Source organism: Leekyejoonella antrihumi (genome assembly GCF_007845645.1).
Taxonomy (GTDB): Bacteria; Actinomycetota; Actinomycetes; order Actinomycetales; family Dermatophilaceae; genus Leekyejoonella; species Leekyejoonella antrihumi.
This window is the reverse complement of the sequence record NZ_VCQV01000003.1, coordinates 45,480-69,927: the sequence shown is the minus strand read 5'-3', so window position 1 is coordinate 69,927 and position 24,448 is coordinate 45,480. Positions and strand designations below refer to the sequence as shown.

At 68.4% G+C, this 24,448-nt stretch carries 32 protein-coding genes; 19 read left to right on the top strand and 13 right to left on the bottom strand.

Annotation, left to right across the window (positions count from 1 at the left end):
* Positions 1 to 39: 39 nt before the first annotated feature.
* The 3 genes from FGL98_RS02935 to FGL98_RS02925 all read right to left on the bottom strand — a co-directional run bounded on the left by FGL98_RS02935 (position 40) and on the right by FGL98_RS02925 (position 1,946).
* Positions 40 to 1,251, bottom strand: a complete 1,212-nt coding sequence (locus tag FGL98_RS02935) for a cysteine desulfurase-like protein (RefSeq protein WP_146315178.1) — start codon at positions 1,249 to 1,251, stop codon at positions 40 to 42.
* A 62-nt stretch (positions 1,252 to 1,313) separates the two neighbouring features.
* Positions 1,314 to 1,670: a CU044_2847 family protein gene (locus FGL98_RS02930; RefSeq protein ID WP_146315177.1), complete on the bottom strand. Its 357-nt coding sequence runs from the start codon at positions 1,668 to 1,670 to the stop codon at positions 1,314 to 1,316.
* Between the two features lie 123 nt (positions 1,671 to 1,793).
* On the bottom strand, positions 1,794 to 1,946 hold the full coding sequence (locus tag FGL98_RS02925; protein WP_146315176.1) for a DUF4352 domain-containing protein: 153 nt from the start codon (positions 1,944 to 1,946) through the stop codon (positions 1,794 to 1,796).
* Here FGL98_RS02925 and FGL98_RS02920 point away from each other — a divergent pair.
* The 3 genes from FGL98_RS02920 (at position 1,931) to FGL98_RS02910 (ending at position 3,808) form a co-directional block, all read left to right on the top strand.
* On the top strand, positions 1,931 to 2,200 hold the full coding sequence (locus FGL98_RS02920) for a sensor histidine kinase (RefSeq protein ID WP_146315175.1): 270 nt from the start codon (positions 1,931 to 1,933) through the stop codon (positions 2,198 to 2,200). The genes FGL98_RS02925 and FGL98_RS02920 overlap by 16 nt on opposite strands.
* Positions 2,193 to 2,837, top strand: a complete 645-nt coding sequence (locus FGL98_RS02915; protein WP_146315174.1) for a response regulator — start codon at positions 2,193 to 2,195, stop codon at positions 2,835 to 2,837. Before FGL98_RS02920 ends, FGL98_RS02915 begins: the two co-directional genes overlap by 8 nt.
* 71 nt (positions 2,838 to 2,908) lie before the next feature.
* Positions 2,909 to 3,808, top strand: coding sequence for an SMP-30/gluconolactonase/LRE family protein (locus FGL98_RS02910; protein ID WP_146315173.1), 900 nt, complete (start codon positions 2,909 to 2,911; stop codon positions 3,806 to 3,808).
* 67 nt (positions 3,809 to 3,875) lie between these two features.
* Here FGL98_RS02910 and FGL98_RS02905 read toward each other — a convergent pair whose 3' ends face one another.
* From FGL98_RS02905 to FGL98_RS02890, 4 genes are all read right to left on the bottom strand, one after another.
* Complete coding sequence (locus FGL98_RS02905) at positions 3,876 to 4,358, bottom strand: hypothetical protein (protein ID WP_146315172.1); 483 nt, start codon at positions 4,356 to 4,358, stop codon at positions 3,876 to 3,878.
* The gene (locus FGL98_RS02900) at positions 4,348 to 4,956 is read right to left on the bottom strand and encodes an RNA polymerase sigma factor (protein WP_146315171.1); all 609 of its coding nucleotides are present in this window, start codon (positions 4,954 to 4,956) and stop codon (positions 4,348 to 4,350) included. Before FGL98_RS02900 ends, FGL98_RS02905 begins: the two co-directional genes overlap by 11 nt.
* A 161-nt stretch (positions 4,957 to 5,117) precedes the next feature.
* A complete protein-coding gene (locus FGL98_RS02895) occupies positions 5,118 to 5,912 on the bottom strand; it encodes a class I SAM-dependent methyltransferase (protein ID WP_146315170.1) in 795 nt (264 codons plus the stop codon).
* Positions 5,913 to 5,982: 70 nt separating this feature from the next.
* Complete coding sequence (locus FGL98_RS02890; protein ID WP_146315169.1) at positions 5,983 to 6,954, bottom strand: pirin family protein; 972 nt, start codon at positions 6,952 to 6,954, stop codon at positions 5,983 to 5,985.
* Between the two features lie 79 nt (positions 6,955 to 7,033).
* Here FGL98_RS02890 and FGL98_RS02885 point away from each other — a divergent pair, with 79 nt between their 5' ends.
* Positions 7,034 to 7,336 (top strand): GNAT family N-acetyltransferase, encoded by a 303-nt coding sequence (locus FGL98_RS02885; RefSeq protein WP_146315168.1) that lies wholly within the window; start codon positions 7,034 to 7,036, stop codon positions 7,334 to 7,336.
* A gap of 114 nt (positions 7,337 to 7,450) precedes the next feature.
* Positions 7,451 to 8,464: a glycosyltransferase family 2 protein gene (locus tag FGL98_RS02880; protein ID WP_186525941.1), complete on the top strand. Its 1,014-nt coding sequence runs from the start codon at positions 7,451 to 7,453 to the stop codon at positions 8,462 to 8,464.
* A gap of 62 nt (positions 8,465 to 8,526) precedes the next feature.
* Here the strand turns inward: FGL98_RS02880 and FGL98_RS02875 are convergent, their stop codons facing one another.
* Positions 8,527 to 9,006: a hypothetical protein gene (locus tag FGL98_RS02875; protein ID WP_146315166.1), complete on the bottom strand. Its 480-nt coding sequence runs from the start codon at positions 9,004 to 9,006 to the stop codon at positions 8,527 to 8,529.
* Positions 9,007 to 9,114: 108 nt separating this feature from the next.
* On the opposite strand from FGL98_RS02875, the gene FGL98_RS02870 reads away from it, so the two are divergent.
* The 14 genes from FGL98_RS02870 (at position 9,115) to FGL98_RS02805 (ending at position 19,645) form a co-directional block, all read left to right on the top strand.
* Positions 9,115 to 9,948: a TrmH family RNA methyltransferase gene (locus FGL98_RS02870; protein ID WP_146315165.1), complete on the top strand. Its 834-nt coding sequence runs from the start codon at positions 9,115 to 9,117 to the stop codon at positions 9,946 to 9,948.
* 193 nt (positions 9,949 to 10,141) lie between these two features.
* Positions 10,142 to 11,395 (top strand): toxic anion resistance protein, encoded by a 1,254-nt coding sequence (locus FGL98_RS02865; RefSeq protein ID WP_146315164.1) that lies wholly within the window; start codon positions 10,142 to 10,144, stop codon positions 11,393 to 11,395.
* Positions 11,396 to 11,914, top strand: coding sequence for a hypothetical protein (locus FGL98_RS02860; protein ID WP_146315163.1), 519 nt, complete (start codon positions 11,396 to 11,398; stop codon positions 11,912 to 11,914).
* Complete coding sequence (locus FGL98_RS02855; RefSeq protein ID WP_146315162.1) at positions 11,911 to 12,474, top strand: TerD family protein; 564 nt, start codon at positions 11,911 to 11,913, stop codon at positions 12,472 to 12,474. The genes FGL98_RS02860 and FGL98_RS02855 overlap by 4 nt, the downstream gene beginning before the upstream one ends.
* Positions 12,471 to 13,364, top strand: a complete 894-nt coding sequence (locus tag FGL98_RS02850; protein WP_146315161.1) for a hypothetical protein — start codon at positions 12,471 to 12,473, stop codon at positions 13,362 to 13,364. Before FGL98_RS02855 ends, FGL98_RS02850 begins: the two co-directional genes overlap by 4 nt.
* A gap of 57 nt (positions 13,365 to 13,421) precedes the next feature.
* Positions 13,422 to 14,009 (top strand): TerD family protein, encoded by a 588-nt coding sequence (locus FGL98_RS02845; RefSeq protein WP_146315160.1) that lies wholly within the window; start codon positions 13,422 to 13,424, stop codon positions 14,007 to 14,009.
* Between the two features lie 142 nt (positions 14,010 to 14,151).
* Positions 14,152 to 15,321 carry a DUF475 domain-containing protein gene (locus FGL98_RS02840; protein WP_146315159.1) on the top strand — a complete coding sequence of 390 codons (1,170 nt, stop codon included), beginning with the start codon at positions 14,152 to 14,154 and terminating at the stop codon, positions 15,319 to 15,321.
* Positions 15,318 to 15,908, top strand: coding sequence for a TerD family protein (locus FGL98_RS02835; RefSeq protein ID WP_146315158.1), 591 nt, complete (start codon positions 15,318 to 15,320; stop codon positions 15,906 to 15,908). Before FGL98_RS02840 ends, FGL98_RS02835 begins: the two co-directional genes overlap by 4 nt.
* Before the next feature lie 8 nt (positions 15,909 to 15,916).
* Positions 15,917 to 16,618 (top strand): HAD family hydrolase, encoded by a 702-nt coding sequence (locus FGL98_RS02830; protein ID WP_146315157.1) that lies wholly within the window; start codon positions 15,917 to 15,919, stop codon positions 16,616 to 16,618.
* A 5-nt stretch (positions 16,619 to 16,623) separates the two neighbouring features.
* Positions 16,624 to 17,523, top strand: a complete 900-nt coding sequence (locus FGL98_RS02825; protein WP_186525940.1) for a phosphoribosyltransferase family protein — start codon at positions 16,624 to 16,626, stop codon at positions 17,521 to 17,523.
* Positions 17,516 to 18,346, top strand: a complete 831-nt coding sequence (locus tag FGL98_RS02820) for a phosphoribosyltransferase family protein (protein WP_186525939.1) — start codon at positions 17,516 to 17,518, stop codon at positions 18,344 to 18,346. The genes FGL98_RS02825 and FGL98_RS02820 overlap by 8 nt, the downstream gene beginning before the upstream one ends.
* 105 nt (positions 18,347 to 18,451) lie before the next feature.
* Positions 18,452 to 18,979, top strand: coding sequence for a YbhB/YbcL family Raf kinase inhibitor-like protein (locus FGL98_RS02815; RefSeq protein WP_146315154.1), 528 nt, complete (start codon positions 18,452 to 18,454; stop codon positions 18,977 to 18,979).
* 130 nt (positions 18,980 to 19,109) lie between these two features.
* Positions 19,110 to 19,391 carry a metal-sensitive transcriptional regulator gene (locus FGL98_RS02810; RefSeq protein WP_146315153.1) on the top strand — a complete coding sequence of 94 codons (282 nt, stop codon included), beginning with the start codon at positions 19,110 to 19,112 and terminating at the stop codon, positions 19,389 to 19,391.
* A 38-nt stretch (positions 19,392 to 19,429) separates the two neighbouring features.
* On the top strand, positions 19,430 to 19,645 hold the full coding sequence (locus FGL98_RS02805; RefSeq protein ID WP_146315152.1) for a heavy-metal-associated domain-containing protein: 216 nt from the start codon (positions 19,430 to 19,432) through the stop codon (positions 19,643 to 19,645).
* A gap of 134 nt (positions 19,646 to 19,779) precedes the next feature.
* On the opposite strand, the gene FGL98_RS02800 is transcribed toward FGL98_RS02805, so the two are convergent.
* The 5 genes from FGL98_RS02800 to FGL98_RS02780 all read right to left on the bottom strand — a co-directional run bounded on the left by FGL98_RS02800 (position 19,780) and on the right by FGL98_RS02780 (position 24,285).
* Positions 19,780 to 20,436 (bottom strand): VOC family protein, encoded by a 657-nt coding sequence (locus FGL98_RS02800; RefSeq protein ID WP_146315151.1) that lies wholly within the window; start codon positions 20,434 to 20,436, stop codon positions 19,780 to 19,782.
* Positions 20,437 to 20,456: 20 nt separating this feature from the next.
* Positions 20,457 to 21,302, bottom strand: coding sequence for a TrmH family RNA methyltransferase (locus FGL98_RS02795; RefSeq protein ID WP_146315150.1), 846 nt, complete (start codon positions 21,300 to 21,302; stop codon positions 20,457 to 20,459).
* A 19-nt stretch (positions 21,303 to 21,321) separates the two neighbouring features.
* Positions 21,322 to 22,110, bottom strand: a complete 789-nt coding sequence (locus FGL98_RS02790; protein ID WP_146315357.1) for an HAD family hydrolase — start codon at positions 22,108 to 22,110, stop codon at positions 21,322 to 21,324.
* 70 nt (positions 22,111 to 22,180) lie between these two features.
* A complete protein-coding gene (locus FGL98_RS02785; RefSeq protein WP_146315149.1) occupies positions 22,181 to 23,407 on the bottom strand; it encodes an ABC transporter permease in 1,227 nt (408 codons plus the stop codon).
* Complete coding sequence (locus tag FGL98_RS02780; protein ID WP_146315148.1) at positions 23,404 to 24,285, bottom strand: ABC transporter ATP-binding protein; 882 nt, start codon at positions 24,283 to 24,285, stop codon at positions 23,404 to 23,406. Before FGL98_RS02780 ends, FGL98_RS02785 begins: the two co-directional genes overlap by 4 nt.
* Positions 24,286 to 24,448: the final 163 nt, after the last annotated feature.

Genomic DNA, 24,448 nt, shown 5'->3' with positions numbered 1-24,448 from the left:
GTGTTGGGTGGAAATTTTTGCCCAACACCGCCAGCGAGGCTAGCAGGGCAGGATCTCCTGTAGCGCGCCGATCAGCCGGTCGATGTCGTCGCGGTTTGTATACGGTGCCAGTCCGATTCGCACGCCGCCGGCATCGCCCAGGCCGAGGTGATGGCTGGCGTCCCAGGCGTAGAAGTTGCTCGCCGGCGCGTTGATGCCGCGCTCCGCGAGGGCCCGGTAGATTTCCTGCGGCTCGTGGCCGCGCGCGGTGAAGAGCAGCGTCGGTGTGCGGCGCTTCGCGTTGCTGTGCACGGTGACCCCGGGCAGTGCGCGCAGGGCGGGCTCCACCACCGCCATCAGGGAGTCCTCGTGGGCGGTCAGCTCGCCCAGCGAGGTGACTATCCGTTCGCGCCGGGTCGACGACCCGGACCCGGCGGCAGCCAGCTGGGAGAGGAAGTCCACGGCGGCCGTGGTGCCGGCCAGCAGCTCGTAGGGCAAGGTGCCGAGCTCGAACCGGTCGGGCACGGCATTCGACGACGGCAGCAACTTGTCCGGGTGCAGTGCTTCGAGGGTCGCAGGGTGGGCGGCCAGGACGCCGCAGTGCGGTCCGAGGAACTTGTAGGGCGAGCACACCCAGAAGTCCGCGCCGCTTGCCTCGAAGTCGACCAGGGCGTGCGCCGTGGCATGCACCCCGTCGACGTAGAACAGCGCCCCGGTGCGGTGCACCAGCTCGGCGACTGCCGTCAGATCGGGTCGGGTCCCGATCAGGTTGGAGGCCGCCGTGAGCGCCACGAGACGAGTACGTTCACTCAGAACCGCTGTGACGTGGTCAACGGTCAGCTCTCCGGTCGAAGCCTCGAAGTCGATCCAGCGCACGGTCGCACCTGCTGCCTTTGCGGCATGCACCCAGGGGCGGATGTTGCAGTCGTGGTCCATCCGGCTCACGACGACCTCGTCGCCAGGGCCCCAGTCCGCAGCGAGCGTCCCGGCCAGGTGGAAGGTCAGGTCGGTCGCCGACCGTCCGAACACCACGCCGCGTGGGTCCACGGCGAGCAGGTCGCCCATGGCCGTGCGTGCATCCTGCACGATCTGCTCGGCCCGCTGCTCGGCGCGAGTCACGCTGCCACGGTTGGCGATCGCCGACATCAGCGTGTCTGCAACCGCCCGGGCGACGACATCCGGGGTCTGGGAGCCGCCCGGACCGTCGAAGTGTGCGGCGCCCTCGGCGAGCGCGGGGAAGTGTGCACGGATTGCATCGATGTCGTAGGCCATAGCCGATCCTCTCACCGTCCGGCCGGCAGCGCCCGCACAGGTCGAAGCCTGCCTGCACCCGGTCAGACCGATGGGGTGACCAGGCCTTCCTGGCCCCACGTGAGGGTAACGCTGAAGTGGCCCGCAAGAGCCGAAGATGCAATGATCACACCCGTTTCACCGGACAGATCGATGCCGAACTCCACTTGGAGCGCGTCCGGGGACAGCTTGCGCAGCTTGCTCACCATCATCTCGGCGGCCGGCGTCACCATCTGGTCGAGCGCCTGCTCGACGGTGCCGCCCAGCTCGTCGATCACGTGGGTGACGCCATGGGCGTCGCGAGGTTCGAGGGCGTCTGGCTGCTTGTCGTCGCCCGTGTCCTTGGCGGCGGCCACGACATACTGCCCGCCGGCCTTCAGTGGCACCCGCATCAGGGTCATGACCCGCTCCTTCAATCGATGGACCTATCCGTCACAGCCACGATTCCACGGATCGGTCGCGAGTGGACAGGGTATGGCGGTGACGTCGCCCTCCCAACGACGCCACCGCCCGCCTGTGCCGACTCAGTCGAGACCGACTTTCATCCCTCCGGAGAACATCGAGTCGTGCAACTCCATCGAGGCGGCCTTGACCCCGGCCGGCAGGTCGAGGGCCAGCACGCCCTGGATGGAGTTGCCCGGGTTGATCTGAGGTGCAGGAGGTGCTGACCAACGCACGCAAGCATGCACCGGGCATGCCCGTGCGACTGCAGGTGACGGCAAACCCGACACTCGGGATCGACATCAGTGCAGGCAATCTGCTGCGTCAGGGACCGCAGCTGTCCCGCAGCTTCCGGTTGGGCAACGGCCTGACCGGGCTGTCCGAGCGCGTCCGGCGGCTCGGCGGCAACTGGCGGGTGTGGACCGACGACGGGGGTGCATTCCGCGTCGAGGCCCTGCTGCCGTGGACCCGAGGGGTGGAGCATGACTGACGACGTGTCCCGGGTGCTGCTCGTCGACGACGACCCGCTGGTGTGTCAGGGGCTCGAGCTGATGCTGGGACAGGCACCGGACCTGCAGATTGTCGGCAGCGTCCACGACGGAGACGAGGTGGTCACCGCCATCCACCAGCATCACCCCGACGTGATCCTGATGGATGTGCGGATGCAGCGCGTCGGTGGCATCGAAGCCGTCGCGGCGGTGCGTGGCCGGCCCAACCCGCCACGGATCCTGATGCTCACGACCTTCGACCACGACGACGTGATGATGCGTGCCGTGGGCGCCGGGGTGGACGGATTCCTGCTCAAGACGAGCTCACCGACGCAGATCCTTGATGCCGTGCGTAACGTCGCGGCCGGTGAGTCCGTCCTGTCCCCGCGCAGTGCGCGGCAGCTGCTCGACCACGTCCAGCGAGGGGCGATCCCCGGGCGCAACGACGCGCGGCAGCGGTTGCAGACGCTGACCCGGCGCGAGCTCGAGGTCGCCCAGGCCGTGGCCAAGGGCGCGACCAACGCGCAAATTGCCGGCTGGTTGTTCGCCAGCGAGGCGACCGTCAAGTCGCACCTGCGCAGTGCGCTGGACAAGCTCGGACTGGGCAGCCGGGTCGAGCTCGCAGTGCTCGTGACATGAGCCGACACCTGACTACGACTCTTTTCGCATCGCGCTGACGCCGGTCGGCCGCTGGATTAGAGTCGGGCGGTATGACGGAGCGCGAGATCCAGACCGTGGTGTCAGGCATGTCATACACAGAGTGCCCGCGGTGGCACGACGGTCGACTGTGGTTCGTCGACTTCTACACGCATGCCATCTATTCCGTGACGCAGGACGGCTCGGAGCAGCGCGTCGAGGTGGAAGTGCCGGCCCAGCCGTCCGGCCTCGGCTGGCTGCCCGACGGGCGCCTGGTCTTCGTGTCGATGAAGGACAGCAAGGTCATGCGCCGCGAGCCGGACGGCGCTCTGGTGGTGCACGCCGATGTGGCCGCCTTCGTCGGTGGGCATCCCAACGACATGGTGGTCGACGGGCAGGGGCGTTGCTGGCTGGGCGACTTCGGTTTCGACCTGATGGGCGGCGCCGACATCGAGACGACCGGGCTGCTGCGGATCGACCCGGATGGCAGCGTGACCCAGGTGGCGACGGACCTATGGTTCCCCAACGGCAGCGTCGTCACGCCGGACGGGAGCACGCTCATCGTGGACGAGACCTTCGGCAACCGGATCAGTGCCTTCGAGATCCGGCCCGACGGCAGCCTGGGAGAGCGCCGCGACTGGGCGCGGTTCGGTGACCTGCCGACCTCGCGGGTGGTTGCGCAGGCGGTGCCTGAGGCGGTGTATGGCCCCGATGGCTGCTGCCTGGACGCGCAGGGCGCCCTGTGGGTGGCCGATGCGGTGGGCGGTCGGGTCTGCCGGGTCGCCGAGGGCGGCGAGATCCGCGAGACCATCACCCCGGGCACCGGCGTCTTCGCGTGCATGCTGGGCGGGTCGGACGGGCGGACGCTCTTCATGAGCTGCGCGCCCGACTTCGACGAGCACGCCCGCAGCGCCGCTCGGGAGGCCGACATTCGAGCGGTCACGGTCGACGTGCCGCATGCCGGCTTGCCGTAAGCGGGCGATTTCGACACGGGCTCCGCAAGCTCTGCCCGGCTCAATCAGCCGGTATGGGCGGATCGGTTCAGACCTCGAAGGCCGGCGTGGCGAACAGCTGCTCCGTGTGCTCTACGTGCGCCGTGCCATCCGGGGCCGGCAGCGAGGAGAGCACCGCGCGGGCCAGGCCGTGCGGCATACGGGCAATCTCGAAGCGGCCCTTGGCATCGGAGGTCGAGTCGAAGGCGGTCTCCTGCTGCTTGAGCGACACCCGCACCGGGCGCGGCGGAGACACCCACCCGTCCACCCGGCGGCAGTCACCGTCCAGTGGGCTGATGCGCATCATCAAGGAGCAGTCGTTGCCGGAGAAGACGATGGTCAGCGTCTCGGCCTGGTCGCCGCGCGTGCCGACGAGGGTGCGGCCGCGCTCGACGATGTGCAGGAGCTCGTACTCGGCGTCGAGATCCTCCATCTCGATCGCGACGAGCGCTCGCTCGACCAGACCCGGCGGGGCGGGGTCGTGGGACTGCCACATCTCGGCCAGGTCGGCGAACTGGATGTCATTGTCCACGGGGCACCTCCTTGTCGGGCTCCTGTAGGAGCGTCTTCAGCTTGTCCAGGCATCGGCCCCTGGTGGGTCCGATGCTGCCGACCGGCATGCCGAGATCGGCAGCCAGCGCGGCGTAGTCGGGTCGATCGGAGAACGCGATAACTCGCAGCAGCCGCTGGCAACGTTCGGACAGCTGCGAGACACCTGCCCACAGAACGTTGCCGGCATCCCGCTCGAGGGCGGTTGCCTCGGCGGACCGGGCTGCGGGTGTGCTCCGTTCGAGGACGTCGTCGTCCAGGGGATCGGCCTGACGAGCGCGACGGGCCTGCCGCCATGCCTCTCGTCGTGCCGTGGTCGTCAGCCAGGAGCCGACCGCCGCCGGCTCGCTGATGGCATCTGCGTTTCGTACGAGCGCGAGCCAGGTGCTCTGGACGGCGTCTTCCGCCTGCCCGTGGTCGAGCCGATAGGCCCGAACCACTTGCCAGAGCACCGGGCTCAGCGCCCGAACGAGCTCATCGAGTGCCAGCGCGTCCCCCGTGCGCCAGCGTTGGAAAAGAGTTGTCGACTGGCTCCACACCTGCGCCCCAGACGGTGTGACCTCCAACCGGTCAGTGTTCAACTCTTAGACCTCCCATCCAACGCTCGATGGAAGAGCCTCATGGTGAAGCTCTCGGGTCCAAGGAGCGCGATCACCCGCTGGTGATACATCCAATCTAGAAAAACTTTCCGCCTCTGCATAGGCCGTGCCGGTCGCTGCATGCGCTCTTGTCGCCGCCGCAGTCACTGCGCTTCGTCGTTGCGCGTGAGCGTGTAGCGATAGTTGTCCGGTCCGTCCTCGCGGGGTGCCGAGATCAGCCGACCCTGCAGCCCGTCGCTCGCGAAGGTCTCCAGCTCCTCACTCGTCAGGGGCCACGGCGGCCCCTGCTCCAGCATCCAGTCGTCCGGCAGGTGCATGCCGATCACCAGCAAGGTTCCGCCGGGCGCGACCAGATCCCGGATCGTGGCGATCGCCTTCGCCCGCACCGTGCGAGGCATCGCCTGCACCGTCATCACCTCGACCACCAGGTCGAAAGCCCGATGCCAGTCGGTAGGCAACTCGAACAGGTTGGCGACCAGGTAGCGGGCGGTGGTGTGCGGGTGGCGTCCGCGCGCACCGACGATCGCCGAGTCCGACACGTCGAATGCCGTGGTGTCGTATCCCAGCGAGGCGATGAGCTCCGCGTCGTGGCCCGGGCCGCATCCCACGACGAGTGCCCGCCCGGAACTTGCTGCGGATGCGCCCGCGATAGCTTCCGTTTCCACTGCACTTCTCGGGTACTCGTCGGAGCTTGCTGTGGATGCGCCTGCGATAGCTTCCGTTTCCACCGCATCGTGCGCGCTCCCGCTGTCCTTTGACGTGCCAGCCGACGCCGCCGCCCAGTCGACCAGCAACGGGTGCGGTTCGCCGCGATCCCATGGGATCACCGCGTCGCCCACGGCCGCCGCGGCATACAGCGGCTCGAACCAGCCGATGACGTCACCGGTCGAGAGGGACTCGTGCGCGAGCTCTGCGGCTGCCTCGTCGGGTGTGCTCATTTCGGGGCCCTCGCGAAGTATCGGAGCGAGCTTGCGAGCGGAGAACTCTGTGGGGTGCGTCTCATACGACCTATGATCGCGGGCGCAACCGCACCGGTGGCAGGACGGGCGCAGGCAAGGTCTGGTCCCACTCGGGCGGCAGCGAACCGAACCGGCCCGAACCGGCGGATCCGTCGCGCTCGCGTTGCCAGTCCTGCCGGTAGGTCGTGATCTCGTCCTGGGTGCGCCCGACGAAGTTCCACCACATCAGGATCTGCTCGCCGAACGGGGCACCGCCCAGCAGCAGCACCCGGGCGGTCTCGTCGGCGCCGGCCTGCAGCGTGATTCGTTCGCGACCGGTGCCGCAGACGACCAGTTCCGCGGTTTTCGCCTCCTGCCCGCTCACGGTGACGGTGCCGGTGTCCACGAGCAGCCCATGCTCGAAACTCGGGTCCACGTCCAGTGCCGTCGCGTGGCCTGCGGGGACGGTGATCTCGGCGCCGACCAGGGGGCTGAACGTCGCCACTGGGGAGGTCGTCCCGGCGAGCATGCCGAGGAAGACCAGCGCCGACGCGCCGTCAACCGTCACCGATTGAGGCTCGTAGTGCTCGAATGCCGGTGCGGTGTCGGCATGCTCGGCAGGCAGGGCGACCCACAGCTGCACGCCGTGCAGGGTCGTCGTGCGTGACGTCGAGAACTCCGAGTGCGCGATGCCACGCCCGGCGGTCATCAGGTTCATCTGACCGGGGCGCACCACGGCATGCGTGCCGATGGAGTCGCGGTGCTCGATCTCTCCGCTGAAGAGCCACGAGACCGTCTGCAGGCCCGTATGCGGATGTCCCGGCACCTGCATACCCCCACTCGTGGAGACGTCGTCGGGTCCGTAGTGGTCGACGAAGCACCAGGCGCCGATCAGGGACCGGGATCGCTGCGGAAGCGTGCGGTGAACCGTCATCGCGCGCGGGCCACCGAGCGGGACATCGCGCGGAGTCAGCAGCTCGATGCCGGGAGCGTCGTCATCCGTGCACGTGCGCGGCATCGGGTGCCTCTCCAGGTTGCTCATACCGCCCCCAGCGCTCGGGATCGTCGAAATGCTCCGAAGAATCCCATAGTACGGTCGGCGGTATGAAGGCCACAGCGGCATGAGCGAGGCAGCCGGCACACCGACAGTGACGCACGACGAGTCGCGGCACCGGTTCGAGATCGCGCTCGATGGCGAGCGAGTGGGCATTGCGGCCTATCGGGACGTCGACGGCCGGCGTCACTTCACGCACACCGCGGTCGACCCGGCATACGGCGGCCGGGGACTGGCGGGCACGCTCGTCGGCCATGCGCTCGCGGAGACGCGCGCGGCCGGTCTGCGGATCGTCCCCGAGTGCTCGTACGTCGTGGTGTATCTCCAACGGCACCAGGAGTATGCGGACCTGACCGATTCGGTGACGTAGCCGTTCGGTACGGGCGCCTGGATCGAAATCGGGAGTCTCTACCTGCCACGTCGCCGTTGAGACGGGGCTATCGTGCGAGGACGCGCGATGCATGGCAATAGGGAGGGATTCGGGATGCCTTCGTCGCCCCGCAAGGTGCGGGTGCTGCGCAGAGATGCGCCGAATGCACGGCAGGGAAAGGCCGCAGCGCTGAACGAGGCCTGGAGCTTTTTGCACGCAGAGATCCTGTCCAGACCCGAGCACCGGGACCGGTCGCTCGCGAACGTCATCGTAGTCATCGTGGACGCGGACGGCCGCCTTGAGCCGTCGGCGCCGTCGCGGGTGGTCCGTCATCTGAGCTATCCGCGCGTCGGGGGTGTGCAGATCCAGGTCCGCATCTACAACCGACAGCAGGCGCTGGCGTGGTTCCAGGATGTGGAGTTCGCGATCTTCGGGCTGGTCTATCAGCTGGGTCGCGCGGCGTGGGGCACCGCGAACATGGGCGGCAACGGGCAGTTCAACCGGCTGCGCGCCCTGGACGACGTCGCCGGCCCGGACGGACCGTGGCGGCACCGCCTCACCGAGGACCAGGACGTCGGCCTGCGGCTGATCGCCGCCGGTTGGCGGGGCAGCCACGAGCCGGAGGCCAGCGTGTCCCAGCAGGGCCTGTCCCGGCTGCGGCCGCTCTATCGGCAGCGGACCCGTTGGGCGCAGGGGTCCTGGCAGGCGATTGGCCTGATGTCGACCGTGCGCCGCGCGGACGTTTCGCTCGCGGCGCGGATCGACATGGTCGGGTACCTCCTGCTCCCCATACTGCAGATGGTCACCGCGGTGGCCCTGCTGTGTGCCGTCGGCCTGGCGATCGCCCTGCACATCGCGTTCTACGCCGCCGGCTGGCCGATCATCGTGTTCTTCGTCGGCAGCACCATTGGACCGGGGCTGATCGCCCTGATGGCCCGGCAGCGCGGAGTGCGGGGGCTGCTGCTCGCCCTGCTGCTCTTCTTGCCCTACGCCTGCTACGCGTGGCTGACCTTTCCGGCGGTCGTCCGCGCGCTCGGCCGGCAGGTGCTGGGCAAGGGGTCGTGGGCCAAGACCGCGCGGGAGCCGCTGGTGGTCGACGCCGAGGTCGACTCGCAGCTGCCGGGGTGACCCGCCGATGGCGTGCAGCTCCTGCCGAGGTTTTGCGTGCGCCCGACGCCGAGCCCGACGGTTCAGTCTGTTTTGCGTAGCGGGTGCGCGGCCGTGGTGGCGTTCGCGGGGTGGGCTGCGCGGGTGAAGTCGCTGAGCACGAGAGGCAACACGAAGGGAACGATCAGCAGTTTCAGCCAGTCCCAGACCGTGTTGCCGTGAAAGCCGGTCCACGACCAGCCCAGGGTGTACCCGCCGACGGCGAGCACGACGAGAGTCACCATGGCCAGGATCCAGGCGATCCGCCAGTGCAGATGGTGGGAACGACGGGTGCGTTGCCACAGCGGTAGCGCGGTGAGCACGACCGGCAGGATCAGTAGGTTGAGCCAGTCCCAGACCGTGTTGCCGCCGAAACCCGTCCACGACCAGTCCATGGTGTAGCCGCCGACCACGAGCACGACGAGAGTCGCGAGCACACCACCGATAATGAGCCGGTGGTCCCGGGCGACATCATGGGCACGGGTCGAATGCGACGGATCTGGCTGGGCGGGCAGTCGGCGCATACCAGAAAGTATTCACGGAGGATGGCCAGAGCGGAATATGTGTCGGCTGACGCCGGCGGTGAACGAGCCATCCGCCGGCCGGATCGGGGGACCGTTAGGTTCGCAGGTATGCAGGTCAGCCCACCCGATCGCCCGGGGCGCATCGGCAGCCGCAACGCGGCATACCAGCAGCTGGAGACGCTGCTGCACAACCGGACCAAGCGACACCGTGCCGGTGAGTTCATCGTGCAGGGGGTGCGGCCGATCGGGCGCGCGCTCGAGTACGACTGGACGATTCGCACCCTGATCCGGCCCGAAGATCGCCGCCCCTCGGATTGGGCTCGCGGTGTGTGGGAGTGCACGCGGTGCCACCACGTGCAGATGCCCGAGGAGCTGCTGGCCCAGCTCGCGGAGAAGGCCGACGACGTGCCCGAGCTGCTGGCCGTTGTCGAGATGCCGCCGGACGACCTGGAGCGGCTGCCCTCGAGCGGGTCCCCGCTGATCGTGGTCTTCGACCGGCCGGGCCAGCCGGGCAACATCGGCAGTCTGTTGCGCTCGATGGACGCGTTCGGCGCGAGCGCCCTCGTGGTCACCGGCCACGCCGCCGACCCCTATGACCCCAAGTCGGTCCGGGCGAGCACCGGGTCGTTCTTCACCGTGCCCACGGTGCGGGCCGAGTCGCACCGCGAAGTGCTGGAGTGGGTCACGAGGCGGCGAGTCGGCGGCATACCGCTGACCGTTCTCGGCACGGATGAAGGCGGCGAGCAGGACCTGCGCCGCGTCGACCTCGCGGGCCCGACGGTCATCGTGATCGGCAACGAGACGCGCGGGCTGACGCGCGCCTGGCGGGACGGCTGTGACCAGATCATCAGCATCCCGATGGTGGGCACCGCTAGCTCGCTGAATGCGGCGACGGCCGGTGCGATCGTGCTGCACGAGGCACTGCGACAGCGCACCCCCTGACGGGGTGGGATCCATTTCGGGCCGCCGTTCGTCCACCTAGTGAGAAGCCACACCGGTTGCCCAATGCGCCGGTCCGCGCGCCGGGATACCGGCGATCATTGCGGGTGGCCTCCCGCGAGCCGCACGACCTACATAGAGTGGGAAGCCACAACGGGGAGCGGGATCAGCCGCAGCCATTTAGGAGGCACACGACATGTCAGACCTCAACCTCGACGGAGGGCTCGCGTCGGCCGGCGGCAACCAGGCGGCAGGTACTGCGGCGGCGCCGGCTGATGGCCTGGTGCTCGAGGCACCCAAGGCCGTGGCGGTCGTCGCCGAGGAGCAGGCGGTGCAGGCCGTGCCGGTCAATGACGCGGCCAAGACCGAGCTGGAGAAGAAGGCCGACGCGTTTGTCGAGGACCTGGCGAGCATGGACGTGAAGGCCCCGGCCTTCTCGCAGAAGGTCGACTCGATCCTGCAGATGGGCGACAGCGACATCCGCCGGACCTCGGAGGTCTCCAACCGGATGCTGCAGCGCCCCGCCGCGCAGGGCGGCAAGGACAGCGCCCAGTCCAAGGTCGGCACCACGCTGGTCGAGCTGCGCACCACCATCACCGACCTGGACCCGAACCGCGCCGACCTGACCGGTGTGAAGAAGCTGCTGAAGTGGATCCCGGGCGGCAACAAGATCGAGAACTACTTCGCGAAGTACCAGTCGGCGCAGTCGCAGATCGACGCCATCATCCGGGCGCTCGCCACCGGGCAGGACGAGCTGCGCAAGGACAACGCCTCCATCGAGGTGGAGCGCGGCAACATGTGGACTGCGATGCAGAAGCTGGGCGAGTACAACCAGCTCTCGACCGCGCTGGACAAGGCGGTGGAGGCCAAGATCGCCGAGCTGCAGGCGGCCGGCAAGACCGAGGACGCCGACTCGATGAAGTCGGACGTGCTCTTCGCCGTCCGCCAGCGTCGGCAGGACATCATGACCCAGATGGCCGTCTCGGTGCAGGGCTACCTGGCGCTCGATCTGGTCCGCAAGAACAACCTCGAGTTGATCCGCGGCGTCGACCGCGCTCAGACGACGACGATCGCCGCGCTGCGGACCGCGGTCATCGTGGCGCAGGCGCTCTCGCAGCAGAAGCTGGTCCTCGACCAGATCACGGCGCTCAACTCGACCACATCCAGCCTGATCGAGCGCACCTCGGAGCAGCTGAAGACCCAGGGCGCCGAGATCAACAAGCAGGCCGCGTCCAGCACGATCGAGGTCGACAAGCTGCAGCGGGCCTTCGACAACGTGTTCCAGACGATGGACGCGATCGACACCTTCCGCTCCCAGGCCACTCAGAACATGGCGCAGACCATCGGGGCACTGGAGGGGCAGGTGGAGCGCGCCAAGCCCTACCTTGAGCGCTCGATGAAGCAGCAGGGCCTCGAGGGCGGCCGGCCTCAGGGGCAGATCGGCTCCTAGGTGGGTCTGCTCTCGCGCATCTTCGACCCCGATGGTTCCACCGCGAACCATCGGGGATCGACTGCTGCGAGCGGCCTGATCGACGCGGTGTCGCAGGGCGGGGCCGAGACGGACAGCGTGCCGGCGCTGACGAGGCAGAGCCAGCAGCTGGTCCTCGAGATCAACCGCAGCGCGGCCGAGGTGCCCGGCATCGGGGTCGTTCTGGCCCGCGCGGTGACCGACACGATCAACGGCGTGCTGCAGGCGCCCGATGCGGCGAACCTCGACCTGAGCGTGCGCGTGGCCATGCACGGGGTCCTCACCGACTACCTGCCCGGGTCGATCCGGGCGTATGTCGGTGCGGTCCGGTCCGGCGGTGCCCGTGAGGCGGCCACGGACGCGCTGGTGGACCAACTGATCACCCTGCGGGACAGTGTCGAGCGGCTCGCCGAGGCCAGCCGCTCGCGTGACCTGCAGGCGCTGCAGGTGCATGGCAGATTCCTGGAGGACAAGTTCGGCGGTTCGGAGCTAGACCTGTGACACCTCTTCGCAAGGGCGCAAACGTCGCACTGACCAAGGAGATCCCGGACCTGTCCGGGGTGGTCGTCGGTGTCGACTGGGACGCCGGGCCCGAGCGCAGCCTCTCGGACAACCTGGCCTTGCTGACGATCCTGTGCGACAGCAGCGGCAAGGCGTTGTCGCAGGAGCATGTCGTCTACTTCAACCAGCTGGTGTCGAGCGACCTGTCGACCGCCCAGCTGGAGACGGCCATGGGTGACGACGACGAGCAGGTCGAGATCGAGCTCGGTGGAGTGCCGCCCGAGGTCGACAGCATCGTCTTCGTCCTCTACTTCAACGAGGGCGGCACCGGTCGGCGCACCCTGGGGCAGCTGCGGCACTGCGTGGTGCACCTGACGCGTTTGGACACCGGAGCGCCGATCCTTCAGACAGTCGACCTGGCGGACGGGTTGAACGCCGAGACCGCGGTGCGCCTCGGCCAGATCTACCGCCGCGCCGGCGACTGGAAGTTCAAGGCGCTCGGTCTCGGTTACTCCAGTGGCCTGACCGGGCTGGCGAAGGACTTCGGAGTCCAGCTGTGAGCACCCGCACCGACCTGCCGTTCATCCGGCGTCGGGCGCGACCGGCGTCCTCAGCCGCCCCGCCGGCGGCGGAGCCGGCCGGCGCGAGTGAGCCCTCGATGGCCGTCGCGGACTTCCTGCGCGGCCGCTCGGCGAGACCGGGTCGAGCGCCGGCCCAGCCGGCGATCCCATCCGCGGGAGTCTCGTTGGATCTGGGCGAGTCGCCGAGCCGCGGCCCGGAACCTGCGACGCAGGCGAGCAATCCCCTGGACCTCGACGCGCAGCCTGCTGCAACGGCCCCCGAGACGGGCACCGCCATGATCGCCAGTCGGCACCGCCGGCTGATCCGGCACGACCTGGCGCTGCCCGGCGTCACGGCCGGCGAACGGCGCCGGCTGGACCGCGCCGACCCCGTCGTCCAGCTCACCAGGGCGCAGTCCGCCTTCGGCAGCCTCCATTTGGAGCCGGTGGTGCCGCAGGGCGCCCACCTGACCCTCGGGGCGGCCTACCAGGTCGGCGGCCTTCAGGGGGTGGTGCTGCCCGCACTGCGCAACATGGGCCCCGACCAACGCTCGCCGATCTTCCGGGTGTCGGCCGGCGGCCTGGTGGTGAACCTGCGAAAGATCACTGCGGTCGGCCGGTTCCTCATCTACGCTGTACTGTCGCAGCAAGATGGACGTATGCCCGGGGGGACGGTCGTAGTGACCACATATGGCGGTGCGCGGTTGGAGTTGCCGCTGACCACCGAGCCCACCTTCGGCGCCCAAGCGCTGCTTTCGGCATACGTGGTGGAGGGGCAAATTGTGTTGCGCGCGGAACACGACCCCTTCTCCGGAACGTTGCATCAGGTGTGCGACGCCTACGGCTTCAGTGAGCTGACGTGGAGGGACTCCTTCACGCCGCTTGTGTGAGCACGTGCACGGATCGAAACAGACCAGCGGGAGGGATCCCGCGAGGAAGGAAGAATCATGGCAGTCAGTCTCAGCAAGGGCGGCAACATCTCGCTGGAGAAGGCCGCACCCGGGATGACCAACGCCATCGTCGGGCTGGGCTGGGACCCGCGGACGACCGACGGTGCCCAGTTCGACCTGGACGCCTCCGCGCTGCTGTGCGGCGCCAACGGCAAGGTCCGGACCGACGCGGACTTCGTGTTCTACAACAACCTCAGCGGCGACAACAACTCGGTCGTGCACCAGGGCGACAACCGCACCGGTGAGGGCGAGGGTGACGACGAGCAGATCAGGATCTCGCTCAACAAGGTCTCGCCCGACGTGGCCAAGATCTCCTTCATCGCCTCCATCGACCAGGCAGACGCCCGCGGTCAGAACTTCGGCCAGGTCGCCAACGCCTACATCCGCGTCTTCGACGCCGACGACCCGACCAACACCACCAAGGGGGTGCGCTTCGATCTCGGTGAGGACGCCTCGACCGAGACCGCACTGATCTTCGGCGAGGTCTACCGTAACGGCTCCGAATGGAAGTTCCGCGCCATCGCGCAGGGCTACTCCACGGGGCTGGCCGGAGTCATCTCCGACTTCGGTCTCCAGGTCGGTTGATGCCCACCGCCGCACTGGGCGGCGACGCTTCCGCCCGCCCGCCCGCGCGCCACGTCGGTGCCGCGCGGGCCGGCGAGAATCTCACCCGCAGCTCGGCCGTGCCGACCGGCGGCGCGCGTGACGCCGAGCTCGAGGGAGCTGCATGTCCGGCCTGAAACATTTCCGCATCGACTTCGCCATCTGCGCCGCGGTCCTGGTGCTGGCGTTCTTCTACGGCGGGGGCGCCGCGGTCTGGCTGACGGCGGTCCTCATCCTGCTGGAGATCGTCTTCTCGTTCGACAACGCAGCCGTCAACGCGAAGTACCTGATCCGGCTGAACGACTTCTGGCAGCGGATGTTCCTGACCGTCGGCGTGCTGGTCGCGGTCTTCGGTATGCGGCTCGTCTTCCCCTTCATAATCGTGTGCACCTCCGGCGGCATCAGCCCGGTCAACGCGCTGCACCTGGCACTGGAGAAGGGCGACCCGCATACCCCGGGCACCTATGGCTATCTGCTAAATGAGGCGCACCCCAGCATTGCCGCCTTCGGCGGCATGTTCCTGCTGCTGCTCTTCCTCGACTTCATGTTCGACCAGGAGCGTGAGCTGCACTGGCTCACCTGGATCGAGAAGCCGCTGCAGCGCATCGGCAAACTCGACATGCTCTCGGTCGTCATCGGCGGGATCCTGCTGCTGGCCGCCTCCAAGTTCCTTGCCGCGAGCGACAAGGTGGACACGGTCCTCTTCTCCGGCCTGCTCGGCATCGTGCTCTATCTCGCTGTCGGTGGGCTGTCCTCGGTCATGGAAGGCCGCGAGGAGGCCAAGGACTCGCAGCTCGAGGAGGCGGCGAGCAGAGGCCAGCAGGTGCTGCTGGCGGGCAAGGCGGCCCTGTCGATGTTCTTCTTCCTGGAGGTCCTCGACGCGACGTTCTCCTTCGACGGCGTCATCGGTGCGTTCGCGATCACGCCTGACCCGATCGTCATCATGCTCGGCCTGGGTGTCGGCGCGCTGTTCGTGCGATCGATGACCATCTACCTCGTGCGCAACGGCACGCTCGCCGAATACAAGTTCCTGGAGCACGGCGCCCACTGGGCCATCGGGGCGCTGGCCATCATGCTGTTGCTGACCATCAGGTTCCACCTCGGAGAGGCAGTCATCGGCGGCATCGGCATCGCCCTCATCGTCGCGGCCTGGGCGACCTCGATCCAGTCCAACAAGAACGCGCGCGCTCGAGAGGGCGACGACGACGCCACAGAGGGCGACGACGACGCCCCAGAGGGCGACGACGAGCACGACCACACCTCTACACCCGCACAGAACGGAGCGACATCATGAGCATCAACCTCGGCAAGGGCCAGACCGTCAACCTGGCCAAGCAGGACGGCGGCGCGCTCACTCGAGTCCGGATGGGGCTCGGGTGGGACGTGAAGGTCATCACCAAGAAGAAGCTGTTCGGTGGGACCAAGCAGATCGAGAAGGACATCGACCTGGATGCGTCCGCGATCATGATCGGCGGCGGCCGGGTCCTCGACGTCATCTACTTCGGCAGCCTGCGCAGCAAGGACGGCTCGGTCAACCACACGGGGGACAACCTGACCGGTGAGGGCGAGGGCGATGACGAGTCGATCATCGTCGACCTTCCGCTGGTCTCACCACAGGTCGAGCACATCGTCTTCGTGGTCAACTCGTTCAGTGGGGAGAACTTCACGGAAATCGAGAACGCGTTCGTGCGGGTCGTGGACTCCGCAGCCCGTGACACCGAGCTGATCCGCTACCAGCTCACCGGCTCCGGCACGCACACCGCGCTCGTCATGGCCAAGGTGTCACGCAGCGGACAGGGTTGGAGCTTCACCGCCATCGGCCAGCCCGGCAGCGGTCGGGTAGCCCGTGACCTCGAGCCGCTCGCGCTCGCGGCCGTCTGACCACACGCGTGCCGCAGCAGCCGCGTGCCGTCAGCCTCGACATCTGGGGCACCCTGCTCGGCAGCGACCCGGACTTCAAGCCGGAGCGCAACGCACTGCTGCGGTCGACCTTCGCGCCGCACTACGACGCGGTGGAGTTCGACCAGGCGATGCGCCGGGCCGACCGGGATGCCGACGAGATCTGTATGTCGCGCGGCCGGGACGTCGGATTTGCCGAGCGGGTGCGCCTGACCCTGCGGCGGCTGGGGACCGCCGGCGACTCGGATGTCGACGCCGAGCTGCCGAATCTCCTGGAGCAGCAAGCCAAACTGGCGCAGGCGCACCCGCCGCACGCGCTGCATGCCGACCTGCCCGCGGTCGTGCAGGCACTGAGCGCACGGATGCCGGTGGTCCTGACCAGCAACACCGGCATGCTGCCCGGCACGCTGATGCGGCGACTGCTGGAACTTGCCGGGTTCACCGGTGACCTGGGCCAGGTCTTCTCGTGCGAGACCGGTTGGGCCAAGCCGGACCGGCGGATCTTCGAGGTCTCCTGGGAGTGGATCCGCGCCAGGGCGAGGGAACCACTGACACGCCCAGACGTCGTACATGTGGGTGACAACCCGCGCGCCGACGTCGATGGCGCGGCAGGCTTCGGGATGCGCACGGCGCTGGTCACCCCCGACGGCGCGTCCACGCTGGCGGTGCTGAGGCGGATCGAAGGGGAGTGATGGGGATGCAGAACGTCCGTCGGGTGACGGCGCATGTGCTGACCGGGGCGCCCGAGCGGCTGCGGGACGTGCGCAGTGGCGCGGCGTTCGACGCGGACGCCTACTCGCGGATGAAGCACGGCGACCTCGATGCCATCGAGGCCCTCGGCGGCGAGCTGGCGCGAGTGCTGCTGGCCGACCTGCCTTCGCTCGTCTCATCGCCTGCGGCGCCGGTCTTTCCGGTGGCGTATCTGGAGGTGCCGCCCAGCTGCTACTTTCTCGCGGACGTGGTGCTGCGCGCCGTGAACGAACGGCGCCACGCCGCAGGGACCGCACCCGGCCGAATCGTCAAGGTGCACAAGGACTCGGTAACCCACACCGACTATGCCACCGCGACGCCGGAGCAGCGTCGGGCGGAGCTGTCACGCATCGCCTTTCGGCTGGACGAGCCGATCGAGGGCAACGCCGTCGTCGTCGTCGATGACGTGCGCGTGACCGGGCACGCCGAGGCCACCATCCTGCGCGCGCTGGCCGGCGGCCGCCCGGCAAGCCTGGTCACGGCATACGTCGCGGTGTGCGATGACGATCTGGCGCGCACCCCGCAGGTGGAGTCGGCGCTGAACCAGGCGCGGGTGACCTCGGTGCTGGACCTGCTGCCCGCGATCCGGGCGGGCCGGTTTGTGCTGACCATCCGCTTCCTCAAGCGGGCGCTCGCCAGCCCGGACCTGGCGCGGCTGGTGGGCGAGTGCCCGCGGTCGGTGGTAGAGGCGATGTGCGCCGGCGCCGAGGCGACGGGTCCGTCGTTCGTCACGGCATACGCCGAGGGGATGGCCGTGCTGGAGGCTGCCCTCGGCGGTCCGGGGGGGCCTCGAGATGGCGGGCGCGGTGGGCCGGTCGGTGGGATCTCGCAGGTGGCGCATGCGTGAGCGACTCGCGCTGACGACGCTGACGCTGCCCGCGCTGCCCGCGGACGGTGTCGTGTCCGCGCACGGCTACAGCCTTTTCAAGCACGGTGATGCGCGCCTTGCGCGGGTGTACGGCCGGGCGCTCGGCGCGCTCTGGCTGCAGGGCGTCGACCTGCGGGAGGTCTCGTCGTTGTGCGTGACCGCATCCGGGTTCGGCGCGGTGGCCCCGGCGGCATACTCCCTCGTGCGCCCCTTTGCGCAGTGGGTGCGTGCCGCAGTGCCGGTGTCGACCTTCGAGGTGCGGCGACGTGGGATCAGCGCGGGCGACTACGCCCAGATGACGCCCGGTGCGCGCAAGGTCGCGGTCAGCAGCTCCTGCATGCAGGTGGACGGCGGCCTTGATCTGCGCGGCGCACGAGTAGTGGCATTGGATGACATCCGGGTCACCGGCACCCACGAGCAGGCGATGGACGAGTGCCTCACGGCTGCCGGCGCCGCCGCGGTGGACCACCTGTATCTCGTGGATGCACACGCCTTCGCCGACGAACCGACCGTGGAGTCGCGGCTCAACCTGGCGGCAGTGCCCGACGTCGATGCCCTGCTCCGGGTGGTCGAACGCCGCTCGTTCGTGCCCAATGCCCGCGTGTGCCGCCGGGTGATGCAACTGCCCGTGACGCAGCTGGAACGTTTTGTGGCCGGTGCGCCGGAACCGGTGCTCGGGTGGATGCTGCGTGCCGTCGAGCTGGACCGGCTCGAACGGGTGGGACCGTATCGCGCCGGGGTCACCGCCTTCCGCGAGCTCACCGCCGCGCTCGACGGGCCCGCCCAGACCGCCACCGCCTGAACCCAACACCCCCCGAGAGGTCACCTTCAGCACCCGAGGAGTCAGTTCCCGCACCCCGAGAGGTCAGTCTGGAACGAGAACTGTTCGCGGACTAGGGTCGGCGGTATGAGCCTTGATCGTCCAGTCACCCCGAATCCCTACGACCTGCTGCCCAGCGTGCCGTCGTTCACGGTCACCAGTGACGACGTGCAGGACGGCCGGCCACTCAAGGACGACCAGGTCGCCGACAAGGGAAATATCTCGCCGCATCTGTCGTGGTCCGGTGTCCCCGAGGGGACCAAGTCCTTTGTCGTGACCTGTTTCGACCCGGATGCGCCGACGCCGTCCGGCTTCTGGCACTGGGTGCTCGTGGATCTGCCGGGTGACACCACGTCGCTGGATGCTGGTGCGGGGGCCGCAGGTGCGAAGCTGCCGGGCCACGCCTTCATGTGCCGCAATGACGGCGGCTTCCAGGGATTCATGGGCGCGGCCCCGCCCGAAGGCGACCAGGTGCACCGCTACTTCTTCGTCGTGCACGCTGTGGGCGAGGAGTCGCTCGGAGTGGACGCCGATGCCTCACCGGCGGTCGTCTCGTTCAACCTCGCCTTCAAGACCCTCGGCCGCGCGATCATTCAGGGCACCTACCAGCACTGACGCCGGCCCGTTCTTCACCACGGACCCACTTCACCGACGCCTGGCTCGCGCGTTCCTCGAGCACCCCTGAGGAATACCCCACCAGGGTATGCTGTTGTCTCGGTCGGAATGACAGTCCTCAGGAGGCGCGATGGTCGGCTACACGGGCACCAAGGAGCAGTACCTCGCACGGCTGCGCCGCATCGAAGGTCAGGTGCGCGGCATCCAGCGGATGGTCGAGGACGACACGTACTGCATCGAGGTGCTGACGCAGGTCAGCGCCGTGACCAAGGCCCTGCAGTCGGTCAGTCTCGGCCTTCTCGAGGACCACATCGGCCACTGCGTCGTGGACGCGGCCCGCGAGTCGGATGAGGCCGCCGACGCGAAGGTCACTGAGGCCGCCGCAGCGATTGCGCGCCTGGTGCGCAGCTGAGTCGTTCCGGCAACCCGACGAGGAGAGAGAGCACAAACATGACCCAGACGGACATTCGAGTGACCGGTATGACGTGTGAGCACTGCGTGAGGGCCGTCACCGATGAGCTGAAGCTGGTGCCCGGAGTTCAGGGCGTCAGCGTCGAGCTGGTGAGTGGTGGCGACTCGCCCGTGCACATCACCAGCGACGAAGCGCTGACCGCTCAAGCCGTTGCCGAGGCGATCGACGAGGCCGGCTACGCGATCAGCGCCTAACCCCAACCCACCGAGAAGTCACAAATAACACGCGAGAAGTCACACAGAACCATCGAGGAGTCAGTTGCTCGAGTCTGACTGACTTCTCGCGGGTTGGGAGTGACTTCTCGCGTGCAGGTTGTGACTTCTCGCGGTCAGATGGTGACGGTGCCCTTGGTCCTGCTCTGGAAGGTCACCGACATCAGCCCGGGGGTGCCGCGCAACGCCGCGAAGTCGAACTCGATGTCCGGCTCCCAGTCGTTGCGGTCGACGCCGGGCAGGCCGGACAGGCCCAGCCACTCCCGGATGCGGTCGGGGGTTCCGGCGATCTGCAGACCGTGCAGCAGGCAGTCACTGGGACCATCCTGCGACGGGTGCTTCTGGCCGGCGTCCCACTTGATGAAGAAGGGCACCTGCGGGTCGGCTATCAGGCCCTTGACGCCCAACTGGGTCCAGGTGAGCTCGCCGCCGTCCGGGCAGTGCCGGTTGCCCGGGACTGCCGACCGGCCGAGCTTGGCCTCCGGCGGCGCCATGTCCTCGACCTCGACGACCCAACCGAGCCAGCCGCCGCCGGCCTCGGAGCGAGCCCGCACGGCCTGACCGAAGGGTGCCTTGTCCGATGCCGGGTGGTCGAGCACCTCCACGATCTCGATGAAGCGGCCATCCAACAGCGGGATGACGCTGTTGCGCGTGCCGAAGCGCGGATGCAGACCGCCGTCGACCGGCTCCACCCCGAGCTCCGCCCCCAACCGCTTGGACGTCGCGATCAGTCCATCTGATTCCGCGGCATAAACCACGTGGTCAACTCGCATGAATTCATCGTGCCATCTACTCAACCGGGGGTGTAATCCGGGTCACGCACCGAGGGCTTGACAGCCCGCCGCTGCCGCACGGCTTCATACAAAACGATGGCCGCCGAGGTGGCGACGTTGAGCGAGTTTGCCTTACCTACCATCGGGATTCGCACCCGCACAGCCGCCGCATCGAGCACCCGATCGGTGAGGCCGTGCTTCTCGGTGCCGACGGCGATCGCCACCGGCCCCGTCAGGTCGACGTCGGTATGCAGCACGTCCGTGTCGGGTGTCGCGGCGACCAGATGCGCCCCGACCCGGGACAACCAAGCCAGCGTGTCGTCGGTGGATGCGGTGGCCACCGGGACCGAAAAGACCGTCCCCTTCGAGCTGCGGACCACGTTGGGGTTGCCCCAGTCGGTCACCGGGTCTGCAGCGATCACCGCGTCGACTCCGGCGGCGTCGGCGGTGCGCAGCATCGCGCCGAGGTTGCCGGGCTTCTCCACCCCCTCGGCGACCAACAGCAGCGGGTCGACCGGCAGGCTCAGGTCCGACGGTGCGCGGTCGATGGCGCGCACGACCGCGAGGAAGCCGTCCGCGCCCTCGCGGTAGGCGACCTTCTCGAAGGCTGCCCGCGACAGCCGCAGCGTCTCGACACCACCCTCGGCGAGCTCGCGCACCAGGACCGACTGCGTAGGCGCGTCGAGCATCAGCTCGGGGCAGTGCAGCAGCGTGCGTGGACGCAGACCGGCGTCGAGGGCCAGCCGCAGCTCGTCATACCCCTCGAGCAGAGTGAGCCCCGTCTCCTCGCGATGTCGGCGGCGACGTAGGCCGGCCAGCGTCTTGAGCCGCGGGTTCGCCGCGGACGAGATGACCCGCTCCGTCATGACTCCACCGCCCGGTGAGTCACGGCAGGATCAGCGATCGCAGCACCGGCACGGCGCCGTCCTCGTCGATGGTGCCGGTCACCTCGTCGGCGACGGCCAGCACATCGTCGAGTGCCTGACCCATCGCGACGCCGCGCGCCGCCCAGGTCAGCATCTCCAGGTCGTTGCGGTGGTCGCCGATCGCGACCGTGGCAGCCGGTTCGACGTGCAGGTTGCGGCGGATCTGTTCGAGAGCCGAGGCCTTCGACACCCCCTCAGGGTTGATGTCGAGCCAGGCGGTGTAGCCGACCCCATAGCTGACGCCGTGCAGTCCGAGCTGTGGCGCCAGCTTCACGAAGTCGTCCGAGGTGCCCGTCGGCGACCGGAAGGTGACGCGGGTCGTCGGTTCCGCGGCCATTTCCTCCCACGAGACCACCCGCTGCGTCCCGAGCAGCTCACCGTCCGGGAAGGGCGCGCTCACCTTGGAGCCGATGCCGATCTCCTCGACGGCGACCACTGCATCCGGCCACGCATTCTCCAGCGACTTGAGCACCGGCGCGGGGTCGAACGTCACGGTCTCCACGATCCGGTAGCCATTCGGCGCCGACGGGTCCAGCTCGATAGTCACGGCGCCGTTCGAGGCGACGGCGAAGCCGCGGTCGAGGCCGAGCATGCCGGCGATCTCCATCACGCCGAGCACCGAACGCCCGGTGGCGATCGTCACGTGATGGCCGGCGCGCGCCACTGCCTGCACCGCGTCGCGCACGGTCTCCGACAGATGGCCGTCGTAGTGCAGCAGGGTTCCGTCGACGTCCAGGGCAACCAGCATCTCTGTCACGCAGTCAGCCTAGGTGGTCGCATGACGCGGACGGCACGGCTCACGCCCGTATGCCGATTGTTCACTCAGCCGTACGCAGCGCGTCACGATAGGACAGCTTGCGGCCGGTCTGCATCAGCGAACGTCGATACATCGCATCCGCGACTCGGATGATGCCGTAGCCGGCGGCGAGCGCCAGGACCAGGGACACCAGGGGCTCCCACCAGGTCGCGGTGCCGGCGACCACTCGGATCGGCATCGCGATCGTGGAGAACAGCGGGAGGTAGGACAGCACGACCTGGGCGGTGCCGGACACCGAGATGCCGGCGATGAACACGGCGATGATGACGACGCTGATCGGGGTCGAGGTCGCCTGCAGGTCCTCGCTGCGGGTCGCGAGGGCGCCGGCGACTGCCCATACGCATGCCAGGGTGATGAAGCCGACGAGATAGAAGACGATGAACCAGCTGATGCCGCCGGAAATGCCCGCGAGTGCCGAGCTGTTGCCGGTGGCCAGCAGCGCGATCAGCGCGGCTGCGGCAAAGATCACCAGCTGCGCGATCGCGAGCAGCGAGTTGCCGAGCACCTTGCCGATCAGCAGCTGTCGCAGCGAGATTGCACTCGCAAGGATCTCGACGATGCGGTTCTGCTTCTCCTCGATCACGCTGTTCGCGATCGCGAGGCCGAAAAGCAGCGATGCCAGGTAGAACAGGAATCCGAAGGCATAGCCGACACCCTTGGCCAGGCCGGTCGACGTCGCGCGCGGGTCGATCAGGTCGTAGGGCAGCGCCGTCCCCTTCTGCAGGGCCGGCAAGGACGTGCCGGCGGCCACCGCGTTCTTCTGCATGGTGGCCTGCTGCACTGCTACGCCCAGCCAGGTCGAGATGACGTCGTCCTTGGAGTCCTTGCCGATCAGTCGCCAGCCGTCCCCGGCAGGCACCAGACCGGCGTCGACCTTTCCGGACTGCACGGCACTCCGGACTGCCGAGGTCGAGCTCAGGACCCTGCTCTTGAGGCTGACTCCGTCTCGGCCGCCCTGATGCGCCAAGGTATCGGCCAGCCTGACGATCTGGGTGCCCGGACCGCTGGTTGCGACGGTCTTCTTGCCGGCGTGCGCGGCCATGACCGTCTGGAACGCGACAGCGCCGATGATGATGGCCAGGGTCACGACCGTCGTGATCAGGAAGGTCCGGTCCTTGAGCTTGACGCTGATCTCGCGCTCGGTGACGGTCCGCCACGCATGGTGCGCGCTCGAGGTGTCGTCCGCGCTCGAACGGGACTGGGCCGGGCGAGTCTGCACGGTGCTCATCTGGTGACCTCGCGGTAGGTGTCGGCAAGGGTGGGCACGACTTCGGTGAGCTCACGCACGCCGCCCCGACGAAGTGCCTCGGTCAGGATCCGGTCGGTGTCCGCAGGCTCGGACAGCTCCAGCAGCGCCGTGCCGCCGTCGACGTCGATCACCTCGATGCCCGGAAGGCCGCGCACCCACCCGGCGTCGCCGGCGGTGATCAGGCGATGGCGCACGGGACCACGGCGGCGCAGCTCGGCAGCGGTGCCGCGCGCCACGACCCGACCGGCGGACAGCACGACCAGCTGGTCGCACAGGCGGTCGACCAGATCCAGCTGGTGTGATGAGAAGAGCACTGGCACACCACGGTCGGTGAACTCACGCAGCACGTCGGCCATCTCGTCGACCGCAGCGGGGTCGAGACCGGAGAACGGTTCGTCCAGCACCAGCATCTGCGGGTCGCTGATGACCGCGGCAGCGATCTGCACCCGCTGCTGGTTGCCCAGTGACAGAGACTCGAGCTTGTCCTTGTGGCGGTCGCCGAGGTTGAACCGCTCGAGCAGCGTCTTGGCTCGCTGCCGCGCGCCGGACGCGCTCAGGCCCTGCAGACGGCCGAGATAGATGAGCTGGTCCATGATCGGCTGCTTCGGATAGAGCCCGCGCTCCTCCGGCATGTAGCCGAAGCCGCGGCGGTCGGCGGCGGTGATCGGCCGGCCCCGCCACTGCACGCCGCCACCATGAATGCTGAGCACCCCCATGATCATCCGCATGGTGGTGGTCTTGCCGGCACCATTGCCTCCCACGAAGCCGGTCATCTGACCGTCGCCGACGGCGAACGAGATGGCGTCCACCGCCGTGATCTCCCCAAACCGACGGACCAGATGATCGACCTCGAGCACAGCACTCCCTCCGGCTGACAGTCCGCAACCCAGCCGGTCGCGGCGTGCCTCAAACGCTAAGCGACCTGGGCGCCCCACACATCCGCCGCGCGGCGGATCTTCGGCCCATGCCGCGCGGCGGGCCTCCGTCGAGCGGAGGACTTCGCCTCTGGACCGCCGCCGA

Coding starts and splice junctions, on each gene's coding strand:
- FGL98_RS02815 (WP_146315154.1), top strand. CDS start 18,452: ATGAGCCTTGATCGTCCAGTCACCCCGAATCCCTACGACCTGCTGCCC.
- FGL98_RS02890 (WP_146315169.1), bottom strand. CDS start 6,954: ATGAGCAACCTGGAGAGGCACCCGATGCCGCGCACGTGCACGGATGAC.
- FGL98_RS02865 (WP_146315164.1), top strand. CDS start 10,142: ATGTCAGACCTCAACCTCGACGGAGGGCTCGCGTCGGCCGGCGGCAAC.
- FGL98_RS02930 (WP_146315177.1), bottom strand. CDS start 1,670: ATGACCCTGATGCGGGTGCCACTGAAGGCCGGCGGGCAGTATGTCGTG.
- FGL98_RS02840 (WP_146315159.1), top strand. CDS start 14,152: ATGTCCGGCCTGAAACATTTCCGCATCGACTTCGCCATCTGCGCCGCG.
- FGL98_RS02845 (WP_146315160.1), top strand. CDS start 13,422: ATGGCAGTCAGTCTCAGCAAGGGCGGCAACATCTCGCTGGAGAAGGCC.
- FGL98_RS02915 (WP_146315174.1), top strand. CDS start 2,193: ATGACTGACGACGTGTCCCGGGTGCTGCTCGTCGACGACGACCCGCTG.
- FGL98_RS02785 (WP_146315149.1), bottom strand. CDS start 23,407: ATGAGCACCGTGCAGACTCGCCCGGCCCAGTCCCGTTCGAGCGCGGAC.
- FGL98_RS02835 (WP_146315158.1), top strand. CDS start 15,318: ATGAGCATCAACCTCGGCAAGGGCCAGACCGTCAACCTGGCCAAGCAG.
- FGL98_RS02795 (WP_146315150.1), bottom strand. CDS start 21,302: ATGACGGAGCGGGTCATCTCGTCCGCGGCGAACCCGCGGCTCAAGACG.
- FGL98_RS02810 (WP_146315153.1), top strand. CDS start 19,110: ATGGTCGGCTACACGGGCACCAAGGAGCAGTACCTCGCACGGCTGCGC.
- FGL98_RS02870 (WP_146315165.1), top strand. CDS start 9,115: ATGCAGGTCAGCCCACCCGATCGCCCGGGGCGCATCGGCAGCCGCAAC.
- FGL98_RS02895 (WP_146315170.1), bottom strand. CDS start 5,912: ATGAGCACACCCGACGAGGCAGCCGCAGAGCTCGCGCACGAGTCCCTC.
- FGL98_RS02910 (WP_146315173.1), top strand. CDS start 2,909: ATGACGGAGCGCGAGATCCAGACCGTGGTGTCAGGCATGTCATACACA.
- FGL98_RS02825 (WP_186525940.1), top strand. CDS start 16,624: ATGCAGAACGTCCGTCGGGTGACGGCGCATGTGCTGACCGGGGCGCCC.
- FGL98_RS02935 (WP_146315178.1), bottom strand. CDS start 1,251: ATGGCCTACGACATCGATGCAATCCGTGCACACTTCCCCGCGCTCGCC.
- FGL98_RS02790 (WP_146315357.1), bottom strand. CDS start 22,110: ATGCTGGTTGCCCTGGACGTCGACGGAACCCTGCTGCACTACGACGGC.
- FGL98_RS02875 (WP_146315166.1), bottom strand. CDS start 9,006: ATGCGCCGACTGCCCGCCCAGCCAGATCCGTCGCATTCGACCCGTGCC.
- FGL98_RS02805 (WP_146315152.1), top strand. CDS start 19,430: ATGACCCAGACGGACATTCGAGTGACCGGTATGACGTGTGAGCACTGC.
- FGL98_RS02820 (WP_186525939.1), top strand. CDS start 17,516: ATGCGTGAGCGACTCGCGCTGACGACGCTGACGCTGCCCGCGCTGCCC.
- FGL98_RS02800 (WP_146315151.1), bottom strand. CDS start 20,436: ATGCGAGTTGACCACGTGGTTTATGCCGCGGAATCAGATGGACTGATC.
- FGL98_RS02880 (WP_186525941.1), top strand. CDS start 7,451: ATGCCTTCGTCGCCCCGCAAGGTGCGGGTGCTGCGCAGAGATGCGCCG.
- FGL98_RS02885 (WP_146315168.1), top strand. CDS start 7,034: ATGAGCGAGGCAGCCGGCACACCGACAGTGACGCACGACGAGTCGCGG.